A 12552-nucleotide genomic window follows, 5' to 3' on the forward strand; every position below is an offset into this window, starting at 1 on the left:
GCAGCCACTCTCGCAAAGGAAACTGCCATGATAATGCCTGTATTGAGCCATTTTTCTCCCATTTTAAATCGGAGATGTTATATTTGAATCATTTTAAAACAGAAGCAGATTTAATACAAGAAATTGAAGAATATATTTATTTTTATAACTATAAACGGTTCCAAAAACGACTCAACCACCGAACTCCGATAGAATATCGAATCTCGATGGCTGCTTAGTCTTTTTCATACTGTCTACTTGACAGGGATAAGACCATAATAGTGTCTTTTTTTAGTAACCGAATCCGCCACCGCCGCCCCAACAACTACATCCGATAATGATTAACAGGATGAATAGAACGATCAGTAAAGCAAATCCACCACCAAAGCCACCGCAAGAACCACCGAAACTCATATTTTCCCCTCCTTTAATTAGGAGATAGAACAATGGACAAGTTGTTATGTCATTTTAATGGATTTCCTTTACTTTATGTTTTTATGAATAGAATGAGCAGGTCCGTTTAGAAATAAAGAAAAGACACTCAAGTGAGTGCCTATCTTTAACAGCCGTCTCCGCCGCCCCAACAGCTAGCTCCAACTATGATTAATAGGATAAAGAGCACAATGAGTACGGCGAATCCGCCACCAAAGCCACAGCTACCACCGTATCCACAACTACCACCATAGCCCATATCGATCCCTCCTTTTGGTAAGAGGAAAAAAATTAAGATTACATATGTATTTTACTTTATGTTTTTATGGATTAATTGAGCAGGTCCTTTAAAAAATAAAAGAAGGCGTTCCATATTTGGAATGCCTTTTTTTAATGTTTTGTTGCTAATGTAGGTTGTTAGGTTATTTCAATTTGATTACGTGCTGTTTATCTTGCAATAACAAGAACTGGGTCAGGTATCATGTGTTCCGAATACATCTAATATGGCATACCAGAATAAGGCATCATATGTCCCGAATACATTTGAGATGGCATACCAGAATAAGGCATCATATGTCCTGAATACATTTGAGATGGCATACCAGAATAGGGCATCATATGTCCTGAATACATTTGAGATGGCATACCAGAATAGGGCATCATATGTCCTGAATACATTTGAGATGGCATACCAGAATAGGGCATCATATGTCCCGAATACATTTGAGATGGCATACTTGAATAAGGCATCCTTTGTTGCACCCCCTTTTATAAAAGAGTAGTCATCTAACCAATATATATTGTATGAAACGAGTAAGCATGTTGTAACTACCTATAATTTCGTTTATCAGGTACGGTAACCATTTTAAGCCCAAATCATATACTATGAAAAAGAATTTTCCCTTAATAATCTCATTAACGAGGAGCGTCATGATGGATAAACGAACTGTTAATCAAGCGGGTGGGAACGTGCCTCAACCTATCCGAAGTGATGGAGCTGGAGGGATTGACTCAGGCCCACGTAATATTATGCGAGATATTCAAAATCCGAATATGCTCGTCCCACCTATTACAGATGCAGGATTAGTTGCTAACTTGAAATTCTCATTCTCAGACACTTCTATGACATTAAATCACGGAGGATGGTCACGGGAGATCACCGCCAGGGAACTTCCGATAGCGACTACTCTTGCTGGAGTAAATATGAGCTTAACGGCCGGCGGAGTACGTGAACTCCATTGGCATAAACAGGCAGAATGGTCTTATATGCTTTTAGGACGTGCACGAATAACTGCTGTTGACCAAGAAGGACGAAATTTTATTACCGACGTTGGTCCAGGCGATCTTTGGTACTTCCCTCCTGGTATCCCACATTCGATTCAGGGATTGGAACATTGTGAATTTCTGCTAGTCTTCGATGATGGACACTTTTCTGATCTTTCCACCTTATCCATCTCCGATTGGTTTGCACACACTCCAAAAGAAGTTCTGTCAGCCAATTTCGGAGTACCTGAGAGTGCATTTAACTCTATTCCTTCAAAACAGGTCTATATATATCAAGGAGAGATACCAGATTCTCTTGAAAGTCAGCAAGTCCAGTCCCCCTACGGAGAAGTTCCTTTAACATTCAAGCACGAACTATTAAAACAAACACCTATCAAGACACCTGGTGGTAGCGTTCGAATTGTAGACTCTACAAACTTTCCCATCTCAAAAACAATCGCAGCCGCACTCGTTGAGATTGAACCAGGTGCAATAAGAGAGCTTCATTGGCATCCCAATAACGACGAGTGGCAATATTACCTTACCGGACAAGCGCGAATGACTGTATTTACTGGAAACAGTGCAGCACGTACATTTGATTATAGAGCTGGTGATGTTGGATATGTACCCTTTGCAACGGGACACTATATTCAAAACACCGGTACAGAAACATTATGGTTTTTAGAGATGTTCAAAAGCGACCGCTTTGAAGATGTATCGCTAAACCAATGGATGGCACTGACTCCTAAAGAATTAGTTCAAAGCAACTTAAATATTGGATCAGAATTACTCGATTCTCTACACAAGAAAAAATGGCCAGTTGTGAAATATCCCGGGTTTTCCTACTACCCAAAAAACAGGTAAATAAGAGTAGATTTATTTATCCATATAGTTGTGGAGGTGATTACTATGTACAAGACAATCTACGACCACTCAGCTGAGATTACACAAGCTGTTACCAACTTATATAAAAAAACATTTAGAGTTCTATCTGACCAATTAATTTTTTATGAGGTTGTCGTGGGGAAGAATTATTTCTTCCAACCATCGAACTATTGTCAACCAAGGGGAGTTTACCGAAATTCTTTGAATGCTTTTTAAAATTAGTTGGAAAGTGTTAAAACATTCTTTTAAAAAGTTTGTTCTTAAGGAGTCCTATGAGAATTATCTTGAAGGACCTTTCTTTATTAAGTTTTTGTGAAACTTTGAACTTAAACTACCAGGTGCTTTAATTGAGCAAGAAACTCAAAACTTTTAACTCCTGTTGATTTAAAATAAAGTTCGATAATTTATAATAAAGATTGATAAAAAGACCTATTTGTAGAGTATTTCTTTATTCAACAATTGGGCCATATTGTTGAACAACGCTTAGATATCTAGGTTAAAGTTTAGAAGAGATTGTGAAATTTTGTACTTAAAGTAACGGGGCTGGTTAGCTGAAGAAGGAATGTTAGAGAAATATAAAAAATATGCGTCCGGTACCCACGACGAATGGCTATCTATCTGAATTTTTTTCGAATAGATGGCTATTTTGCACATGTGGCTTGGATATTTTTCGACCAAGGCATGTAGTTATAATTTGAAGTTGCTGATGGATCGATAAATTCGGCAGATCCGGCAGATCCGTCATTAGTTTAACTAAGCATTGATAGAAATCGATGCCATTCGCTTTTGCCGTTTCAGCCAGACTTAAGCAGATTGCATTCGCTTTAGCACCATCTATAGCGTGATTGAAACAGCGAAAGAAAACGGATTGAATCCATTCAAATATCTCCAATATCTATTCGCAAAGATGCCACAGCTATCAGACCCGAAAGATCCGGAAGAACTGGATCGGTTACTGCCGTGGTCGTTGCTGTTGACTTGCCGCGTATTTAAATCATAAATCAGCATAAATTAGCCCTCATCTATTTAAGGTGGGGGCTATTTGACGCTTACGAATTAATTAGCGACGGTGTTGCTATTCCGAGTCGTTATGCAAAAGAAGATAATAATTGGTTGAATCTATCGCGCTCCTCTAAAAAAGCGCAATGGCCGCTGTATTGGAACGGAACTAGCTTCGAATTTTTGATCAGCTTATTTGTTTCCTCAGCTTGGGTAAACGGAACGACTTTATCATGAATTCCGTGAATAATTAATGTGGGTACATCGATCTGACCGAGATCGTTGTAAACATTTTCATCTCTAAGTGTGACCATAATGGCGGAAGTCGCCCAATTCGCCGCTTGTAATCCCATTAAAACGAACCAATCGGATTTCGGTTCGGAAATATACTGAAAGAAAAAAATCCCCGTTTGGTCTTGCAGCATTTGCGGTCGGTCATGATTTGTATCTTCGATGATTTTATTTGTAAATTCTTTTGGAACGCTAGATGGAGAGGCAGCGTCGATCAGGACGAGTTTAGATACCCCATACCCCTTGTAACGAGCCATATAACGAATCGAGATCGCGCCTCCTGTAGAGTGTCCTGCCAGTGTTATATTTCTTAACTGTAATGCCTCGATGACCATGCGGACATCATCTGCTAATCTATCGAAACTGTACCCGCTAAAAGGTTTATCCGAATTGCCATATCCCCTCCAGTCCATTCCGATACAACGATATCCAAGCGTTGGAAGGAAGTTGAACTGATATTCGAACTGGTTATGATTTAGCGGCCATCCATGAATAAAAAGTATCGTTTTATTTCCCTTCGGATTGATGTCCTCTATAAATACGTTGACGCCTGGTTCGACAGTTACAAAGTATCCCAAGTGTATCACCCCAATTATTAAAAAGTAATTTTCCATTAAGATATTCACCCAAGGCAGAGTGTATGCCTAACGAGATAATAAAGGAATATAAGTGTATAGGACTGATGTTTGTCAGTTCTATTTTTAGTGGACTAACGGGGCAGCATTCCTGTAATGAATTAAAAAGTATAAGTTTGTGAATAAATGTTCTTAAACAAAAGAGTGCGTTAGTTGAAGAAAAATAAGATAATTTGCATCAGTGTTTCTATTTTCGTTATTCCATTAAAGGGCGCTTTAATGGAATAACGAAAATAGAAATGATCAAACTTTTTTATAAAAACAAGATTTAAATCTACTAGATAAGAATCCATTTTGATCAATCTTGATATGCTCCCCCTTAGGTAGACAGATAAAAAATAAAAATCTGTTTATCTAAGGGGGCGTTTTTATGTCACGAATAAAATATTCTAAAGCTGAAAAGTTGGCTATTTTAGCTCTTTATAAAGATGGTCAGCATTCAATAGCTGATATTACTGCTAAATTTTCAATTGATCCTGGAACGATTAGAGACTGGAAAAGAAGGTATGAATTGAATGGTGAAGATGGTTTAACAGACGCAATCTCTTGGAAGTCGTATTCAAAAGAACTAAAATTGGCGGCCGTTAATGAGTATCTATCAGGACGTTATTCATTACATAAGGTCATTCAAAAATACGATATATCTAGTACTGCCGTTTTGGGAAAATGGATTAAAAAGTATAATAGTCATAGAGAATTACATGACACGGGTAAAGGAATGACAAAATCTATGACAAATACAAGAAAAACAACATTAGAAGAACGAATTCAAATTGTAAACTACTGTTTACAGCATCAGAAAAACTATCAACTTACAGCCGAAGGCTATGGTGTTTCTTATCAACAAGTATACCAATGGGTCAAGAAGTTTGAGGCAAATGGTGAAGAGGCGTTACAAGATAAACGAGGTCGAAAGAAAGAAGAATATGAATTAACAGAGGAAGAAAAATTTAAACTAGAAATGAAACGTTTAAAACGAGAAAATGAACGATTACGTGCTGAAAATGCTTTTTTAAAAAAGTTAGAGGAACTCGAAAGGAGGCGTCATTAACAAGTATTCGTCTACAAAATAAATATAGAGCGATTCAAGATTTACATGTGAACGAAAATCTGCCAGTCATCCTTTTATGTGAAATTGCCGGTGTATCTCGTGCTGCCTATTACAAATGGCTACAGCGTACGCCAACAGCTAGAGAGTTAGAAAATGAAGCGATTCTTCAAGATATTCAAGCGATTTATGAACAAGTAGGAGGCATTTATGGGTATCGAAGAATGAAATTAAATATTAATAGGAGATACCATACAAAATTTAACCATAAACGTATTTATCGTTTAATGCACATCGCTGGATTACAGTCTGTGATTCGTCGGAAAAGAAAACGCTATGTTCCCTCAACTGCGCAATATGTCGCTGAAAATCGACTTAATCGTGAATTTACGGCAAGCAGACCTAATGAAAAATGGGTAACAGATGTCACAGAGTTCAAATTAAAAAGCGGAAGAAAAACATATTTAAGCGCTATTTTAGATCTTTATGATGGCTCTATTATTAGTTATGTATTGGGACATTCAAACAATAATAAATTGGTATTTCAGACATTAGACCAAGCTATCAATATATTAAAAGCGAATGAACAACCATTGATTCATAGTGATCGGGGGTACCAATATACATCACATGGATTTAAGAGAAAAATAGAAAAAGCAAACATGACTCATAGTATGTCCCGTGTAGGAAAATGTATAGATAATGGACCGATGGAATCATTTTGGGGAACGTTGAAATGTGAAAAGTATTACTTACATAAATATGAAACATTTGAAGCCTTACAACAGGCAATAGATGAGTATATCCAATTTTATAATAACGAGCGTTACCAAGAAAGGTTAAACGGCTTGAGCCCATTGGAATACGAGGGCACTGAAAAACTCCATCTGGTTCCACTTAGCGAGGTATTCGACGATTCAACCGTCGAATCCCTCGCCTTTTTAATTTATAATAGAGTGACTAGATGCAGGTGGTGTTCCCAATGATTTCAAACCAAGAGACTTTCAACTTAAGTCCATATATGGCCATTTACGATATTGTCGTGCCAAAAGATAATATGCTTCGTCAAATTAACGAACTAGTGGATTTCTCATTCATTTTAGAGGAATTGAAAACAAAATATTGTTTAGACAATGGAAGAAATGCGATTCCTCCGATTCGAATGTTTAAGTACTTATTGTTAAAAGCCATTTTTGATGTATCGGATGTAGACCTTGTCGAACGTTCAAAATATGACATGTCTTTCAAGTATTTTTTAGGTATGGCGCCAGAAGATGACGTGATTGATTCAAGCTCACTCACAAAATTCCGCAGACTTCGTCTTCAAGACGTAAGTTTATTAGATATGCTCATTGGAAAAACAGTTGAAAGCGCACTCGAAAAGAACATTATCAAAAGTAAAACAATCATTGTGGACGCAACACATATCAAAGCACGTTATAACCAAAAATCACCGAAAGAATTTTTACAAGAGAAATCAAAACATACCCGCAAAGCAGTGTATCAAGTTGATAAATCCATGAAAGAAAAATTTCCAAAGAAGAATACTTCTAACGAAGTAAAAGATGAATTAGCTTACTGTGAAAAATTGATTGCCATTATTGAAAACAAACCACAAATCGCTCATCTACCAGCTGTAAAGGAAAAATTGAACGTGTTAAAAGAAGCTGTAGAAGATACGCAAGAACATCTAAATTATTCAACAGACACCGATGCAAGAGTAGGACATAAAACAGCAGACAGTTCTTTCTTTGGTTATAAAACACATTTAGCAATTAGTGATGAACGTATTATTACAGCAGCAGTCGTTATAACAGGTGAAAAATCAGATGGACATTATCTACAAGAACTGATTGAAAAAAGTAAAGTAACAGGAATGGAAGTTGAAACAGTCATCGCTGACACGGCTTATTCAGGGAAAAACAATTTACTTTATACAAAAGAACAAAGCATTCAACTAATTTCTAAGTTAAATCCAATGATTACTCAAAATGGGCGAGCAAACGGAAAAGGATTTGACTTTAATAAAGATGCAGGTTTATTTGTATGCCCAGCAGGACATTTAGCAAAAAGAAAAAGTAAAAAACCAGATTCACATCCAGGAGCAAGTGCAAGAATGGTTTATTTTTTTTGACGTTGAAAAATGTATGGTCTGTCCACTCCGAGAAGGATGTTTTAAAGAAGGCGCAAAAACTAAAACCTATTCTGTTGCCATTAAATCAGAGGAACATTTAGACCAACAGGCTTTTCAAGAAACAGAAAAATTTAAACGCTTAGCTCGAGAACGCTATAAAATCGAAGCGAAAAATAGTGAGTTAAAAAATAAACACGGGTACGATCAAGCATCGGCTGCGGGTTCATTTGGCATGCAAATTCAAGGAGCAACGACGATATTCGCTGTCAATCTAAAAAGAATCTTGAAGCTTCTAAATGAAAAAGGGTAATAAATAGGCAAAAAATCAGGGCGTTTCCTGCTCAAAATTGAACAAGAAACGCCCTATCTTTCTCTAAAACGAATTTATTTATAAAAAACGCAAGTTTTTCAGTGCCCTCCTCCATCAGCACACTCATACCGTAATGGGAAAAGATGGAACTAAATGGGGTATTGGTTGTACTTGCTTTGCTTTCTAATAAGGGTTTGGGGCCGAGGATGGACCCAAATAGTAATTGGAATAGGATCAAAAACGGGCATTAAGTCAAAGAACTTAATGTCCGTTTCAGTTTGGTACTAAAGAAACACCGTTACTCTGAAAGGTTCTGGTGCAAAGATGATTTCAAAAAAAACATAGCTCATGAATTTCTTGCTAACTTACGAAGTATGCTGTGATACTGGAATAAAGCCATCGTCTTTTGACTATATAAAATAGATTTTGAATATCTATAATTTCATATTGCTCAACTAACGATCTCCCAGGGTCGTATGGAGCCAGTCGAAGATGGTCTGATGAAGCAGACGCATTGCACCCATATGGCAGTGCTCACCTGCACCATCAGCGTTTCGCATTACGACATGTTTGTGTGGCGCTTTTAGCTCGGACGCTAGTTTGCTTGCCTGGCCTTTGAACACAATATCGTTCTCTCCCTCAAGAATTAGAGCCGGGGACTTGATTTTGTGCATATCTTCAGTGGTGAGAGAAAACTGCTCGCTCTTACGGATGTATTCGGGTTCATTCGAAGTACCAAACACCCACACACCATTTTGCAAAGCCCAGCGAGCATAGGTGTCGTGTTTCTTAATCCATTCGAGTACGGGTATAGCCTGCTCATCGCGTCCGGCTCTAATCCACTCAACAAGAAATTCCGGAAGGGGAGGATACGTCGCGCTAAAGCTCGTTATACCGTCGTCGAGCACGATTGCTGCCGGACGATGATCAAAAGCGGCTGTCCGAGCGCACAGATATCCGCCCAGGCTATATCCAAACAGCACAATTTTGGACGTGTCAATCTCAGGACGTGTCTCAGCATAATCCATAACAGGACCGAGCACTACTTCCCAATCCGGACGGTAGGATACTTTTTTCTCGCGGATCATGCGACCCGTACCGGGGCCGTCATACAGAATTACGTTATAACCGCGTCGCAACGCGGCTGCGCCAATAACGTAGTAGCCTTCTTCTGTCGTCGAGTCAAATCCATTAGTATAAATGATAGTCGGTCGAGGTTTCCCACTGTCGTCCACGAATAGTAAGTATCCAGGGAGCTTATCTTTACCGTAAGGGATAGCGATCTCCTCGAAGGGGCCATCCAGCAGTTTGCCTGCCTTCACAAACGCCTCGCGAGAAAGGTTGAATAGATTGAGAACGTGTGGATCGTTTAGAGGATCATTGCGTCGGTAAAATTCAGCGTTGCGATAGTAGGCCGAAGCGCGCAAGAACGCCTCCCGTGCGCTGACTTTGTCTCCATACTCAAAGGAATATTTCCCACGTTCATAAATACGGTCTGCGGTAGATTTCCACTCCCGCATCCATGCTTCTTCATCTCCCTCCTGGATTGCAGCAACGGTCAAGAACACTTCATTGAGATCAGCACCATTGTCAACTACAAACCCAGCTGCACGTAATGTTTCGAAATTAAAGGATTTATCTTTGAAAAAAAAATCCGTGGGATAAGCCTCCTTCTTGTTTGTCATTGAATGGGGAAGTTGTGTATTAAATTCCTCTTTCACAGATGTTGTATACGCTGGAGATATTGAGGACGGTGCATACATTGGATTATTTACTGGGGCGGTATACCCTGGAAATATTGAGGGTGGTGCATACATCGGATTATTTACTGGGGGTATATGCGCTGGAAATGTTGTGGATGGTGCATTTGGGTCTAAAAAACTAACTGGGTACCCATAATGCCAATAGTGCCTTAGATATTGTTCGTACATGTTCTCCTCCTACTTTCCAAATGGTTTTTAACGCATTAAACAAATATAGCCTATAATATAGGAATTGGAATAGAAAAGTGCTAAGTAGATGTCTATCCTTTACTGAACAATTACACGTTGAAGTATGTAAATTCTTTGTAGGTGGATGAAGGTGAAACTACTAAAAACAAGCGGTTTTAGACCACGCTCCCTGCTATAAAGGTGCTTTCTGCAAGCTAAAGATCAGTGTGTAAAATAAGAAGACGATTCTTTAAATATATGAGAATCGTCTTTTGGGTAAACCTTTTCCTTAATGTGGTGCTACCCCACACCCATCAACTTAAGGGATATATTTATACAAAATGCGGTCTTTTCACGTAGTATTTTATTATCGTTTATAGATGTTATAAAAGTAGGCATATCAAATAAACCCTGACGGGTTTGAATTTTTTTACTATGCTACCTGATGAGTAGAAGTGGTATACTCATAGACAACACCCAAAACATACTAAGATTAGTAGTGTAAACCAAGGCATTGGTTTACACTACTATTTTTTTATAGTAGAAGTGAAGAATAGGTCGCTTTGATATTGGGATTTTAAACCCGTACCCAAAACAGATCTTCTTCACTTACCTTATTTGAATCAGTTTAGTATGTGGATCCTTGAGATCGTGTATAAGAAATGGGAATCGATAAGAGTAAGATGAGGACTTCAATTCTACATAAGGAGGCAAAATATGCAACATGTAATTGCGTTTGATGTTAGTATGGGAAAGAGTTATATGGTTATTTATAATGCTCAAAAACAATGTATTTTTGAAAGTGAAATCAATCATTCTAAGCCCGATTTTGAAGAACTACGAAAACGAATAGATCAACTTATGAATGAAAATAAAAAATCACCTCATATTGTGTTCGAAGCAACTGGTGTCTATTCGAGACAACTAGAGCGTTTTATGCAAGATAACAAGTTTGAATACTTTCTGTTGAACCCTTTAGAAGCGAAATTACAATGCGATTCCTTACGGATTCATAAAACCGATAGAAGCGACGCGCATCAATTAGCCCTCACACATTTCACGGCTTCCCGGAGGGAAAAGACAGGCACAGATAACTTATTTTATCAATTAAAATCACTCTCAAGGTTTTATAGTGAACTGGATGACGAATTATCTTTGATTCGTAGCCGGATGCATAAAGTCATTCAGTTGACATTTCCGGAATTGGAACAGATTTTCACAACTAAGTCAGATTTATTTTTAAACTTTGTTCAATTATTCCCTCACCCAGATTTTGTTCAAAATCTTTCTAAAACGGTCATGAAGAATCAGATTCGTAAGAATACCAATAAAAGCATCTCAATCAGCATAGCAGAAAAAAAAGCTATGGAAGTACTTGAGGCTGCCAGGTATTCTTATCCAGCCGTACGTCAGGATGACGTTTTATGTGAACAACTCAAATCGTACGCGAAACGCTATCAGGAGCTCCTTCATCAAAAAGAACAGTGTATCACGAAGATGGTACGATTAGCTGAAAGTCGCACAGAATATCCAATTATTCTTAGTTTTCCGGGAATAGGTCCCAATACTGCTATACGTTTGTTAGCTGAAATCGGGGATATTACTCGCTTCGAAAATAACAAACAACTTAATGCATTTGCAGGTATTGATATACGCCGTTTTCAATCAGGAAAAACTTTTTTCAAAGATAAGATCAATAAACGTGGAAATAAGCATCTGCGTAAGCTTCTTTTTCTCATTATCCAGAACATGATAAAGCTACGTCGTTACGGACAGAACCACATTGTTGAGTATTATGATAAATTAAAAACGCAACCTTATAACAAATGTCATAAAGTTGCGTCAATCGCATGTGTAAATAAGTTATTGAAGCTCCTCTTCTACCTTATTACACATAATATACACTATGATTATCGGTTAACCGCCTGAAATCATAGTCTCATTCATCATACAATATGTATTCCCCCTAGTAAAAAAACGAATACATATTAGGGGTATTTAGTTTGCGTTGAATTTAACATATATGATATAGGCTTTTCGATATTTAATTGATTAAAAATCTAAAAATAAGGATTGACTAATCGTAAGAAATATCAAAGACTGTCTTTTTCTCATATCGATGAGATTTTCGTCCGTTGTGCTGTAGGAGGTTAAACAGACGAAGGAGAGCCTTTGATAATTCTTGGGTGTTTTTGTGTAATGCTTGGTAAAAAAGTAAAAAATAATCCTTAATTATGTACATCGCTTTATATTCACTTAGCTCTTTCTGTTTCTTACGTAACAGGAGTTCTCGCATTTTAAACATAGTAGAAGAACATAATAGAATACTAATGAGTTGCCCATAAAGGTGACATTCTAATCGTTCTTGTTTAATAGATTTACAACGATGAATTTGAAACCAAGATTTCCATATTTTAAATAACAGCTCAATTTGCCAACGTAGTGAATATAAATCATAGATTTTCTCTTTTGGTACCCATTCCGTAGGAATGTTTGTCATATATACCGTAATTCCTTGTAAAAGTTTCGTACGCTCTGTATATGTAATTCCTTTTTTCTTTTCACGAATAGCTCGATCACGTAGGCGTTTTTGTTTTTGCTCCTCCGTACATTTATAAACCACAATGCGAGTAGGTAATTTGTCT

The 12552-nt window shown here is 37.7% G+C and carries 10 protein-coding genes and 4 pseudogenes; 7 read left to right on the plus strand and 7 right to left on the minus strand.

Features of this window, described 5'->3' with window-relative positions; all coding sequences use genetic code 11:
• Positions 1 to 218: IS3 family transposase (locus tag VK90_RS19610; protein ID WP_048374584.1), on the plus strand; the 218-nt coding region annotated here is incomplete at its 5' end.
• 52 nt (positions 219 to 270) lie between these two features.
• Here the strand turns inward: VK90_RS19610 and VK90_RS27700 are convergent.
• The 3 genes from VK90_RS27700 to VK90_RS19615 all read right to left on the minus strand — a co-directional run bounded on the left by VK90_RS27700 (position 271) and on the right by VK90_RS19615 (position 1161).
• The gene (locus VK90_RS27700) at positions 271 to 393 is read right to left on the minus strand and encodes a YjcZ family sporulation protein (protein ID WP_053081437.1); all 123 of its coding nucleotides are present in this window, start codon (positions 391 to 393) and stop codon (positions 271 to 273) included.
• Between the two features lie 145 nt (positions 394 to 538).
• Positions 539 to 670 carry a YjcZ family sporulation protein gene (locus VK90_RS27705; protein WP_053081438.1) on the minus strand — a complete coding sequence of 44 codons (132 nt, stop codon included), beginning with the start codon at positions 668 to 670 and terminating at the stop codon, positions 539 to 541.
• Between the two features lie 239 nt (positions 671 to 909).
• The gene (locus tag VK90_RS19615; RefSeq protein WP_048374586.1) at positions 910 to 1161 is read right to left on the minus strand and encodes a hypothetical protein; all 252 of its coding nucleotides are present in this window, start codon (positions 1159 to 1161) and stop codon (positions 910 to 912) included.
• Between the two features lie 183 nt (positions 1162 to 1344).
• On the opposite strand from VK90_RS19615, the gene VK90_RS19620 reads away from it, so the two are divergent.
• The gene (locus VK90_RS19620; protein WP_048374588.1) at positions 1345 to 2538 is read left to right on the plus strand and encodes an oxalate decarboxylase family bicupin; all 1194 of its coding nucleotides are present in this window, start codon (positions 1345 to 1347) and stop codon (positions 2536 to 2538) included.
• Positions 2539 to 3200: 662 nt separating this feature from the next.
• Here VK90_RS19620 and VK90_RS31440 read toward each other — a convergent pair.
• Positions 3201 to 3436: pseudogene (locus VK90_RS31440) on the minus strand (transposase domain-containing protein); the annotation flags it as partial.
• On the opposite strand from VK90_RS31440, the pseudogene VK90_RS29030 reads away from it, so the two are divergent.
• Positions 3392 to 3559 (plus strand): annotated as a pseudogene (locus VK90_RS29030) (transposase domain-containing protein); the annotation flags it as partial. The pseudogenes VK90_RS31440 and VK90_RS29030 sit on opposite strands and share 45 nt — an antisense overlap.
• An 88-nt stretch (positions 3560 to 3647) precedes the next feature.
• Here the strand turns inward: VK90_RS29030 and VK90_RS19630 are convergent.
• Entirely contained in the window at positions 3648 to 4427 is a 780-nt protein-coding gene (locus VK90_RS19630; protein WP_048374603.1) for an alpha/beta fold hydrolase, read from the minus strand.
• A gap of 427 nt (positions 4428 to 4854) precedes the next feature.
• On the opposite strand from VK90_RS19630, the pseudogene VK90_RS29035 reads away from it, so the two are divergent.
• Positions 4855 to 6398: pseudogene (locus VK90_RS29035) on the plus strand (IS3 family transposase); the annotation flags it as partial.
• Positions 6399 to 6514: 116 nt separating this feature from the next.
• Positions 6515 to 7976: pseudogene (locus tag VK90_RS19645) on the plus strand (IS1182 family transposase).
• Between the two features lie 455 nt (positions 7977 to 8431).
• Here the strand turns inward: VK90_RS19645 and VK90_RS19655 are convergent.
• Complete coding sequence (locus VK90_RS19655; protein WP_048374597.1) at positions 8432 to 9661, minus strand: alpha/beta hydrolase family protein; 1230 nt, start codon at positions 9659 to 9661, stop codon at positions 8432 to 8434.
• On the opposite strand from VK90_RS19655, the gene VK90_RS30815 reads away from it, so the two are divergent.
• Both VK90_RS30815 and VK90_RS19665 read left to right on the plus strand, forming a co-directional pair.
• Positions 9651 to 9875, plus strand: a complete 225-nt coding sequence (locus VK90_RS30815; RefSeq protein WP_048374599.1) for a hypothetical protein — start codon at positions 9651 to 9653, stop codon at positions 9873 to 9875. The two genes, VK90_RS19655 and VK90_RS30815, sit on opposite strands and share 11 nt — an antisense overlap.
• A 749-nt stretch (positions 9876 to 10624) precedes the next feature.
• Positions 10625 to 11836, plus strand: coding sequence for an IS110 family transposase (locus tag VK90_RS19665; protein ID WP_048374601.1), 1212 nt, complete (start codon positions 10625 to 10627; stop codon positions 11834 to 11836).
• Positions 11837 to 11984: 148 nt separating this feature from the next.
• On the opposite strand, the gene VK90_RS19670 is transcribed toward VK90_RS19665, so the two are convergent.
• The coding region (locus VK90_RS19670; protein WP_048374607.1) for an IS4 family transposase at positions 11985 to 12552 on the minus strand (568 nt) is incomplete at its 5' end.

It is taken from the genome of Bacillus sp. LK2 (genome assembly GCF_001043575.1).
Lineage (GTDB): Bacteria > Bacillota > Bacilli > Bacillales > Bacillaceae_G > Bacillus_A > Bacillus_A paramycoides.

Coding starts and splice junctions, on each gene's coding strand:
- VK90_RS27700 (WP_053081437.1), bottom strand. CDS start 393: ATGAGTTTCGGTGGTTCTTGCGGTGGCTTTGGTGGTGGATTTGCTTTA.
- VK90_RS27705 (WP_053081438.1), bottom strand. CDS start 670: ATGGGCTATGGTGGTAGTTGTGGATACGGTGGTAGCTGTGGCTTTGGT.
- VK90_RS19615 (WP_048374586.1), bottom strand. CDS start 1,161: ATGCCTTATTCAAGTATGCCATCTCAAATGTATTCGGGACATATGATG.
- VK90_RS19620 (WP_048374588.1), top strand. CDS start 1,345: ATGGATAAACGAACTGTTAATCAAGCGGGTGGGAACGTGCCTCAACCT.
- VK90_RS19655 (WP_048374597.1), bottom strand. CDS start 9,661: ATGACAAACAAGAAGGAGGCTTATCCCACGGATTTTTTTTTCAAAGAT.
- VK90_RS19665 (WP_048374601.1), top strand. CDS start 10,625: ATGCAACATGTAATTGCGTTTGATGTTAGTATGGGAAAGAGTTATATG.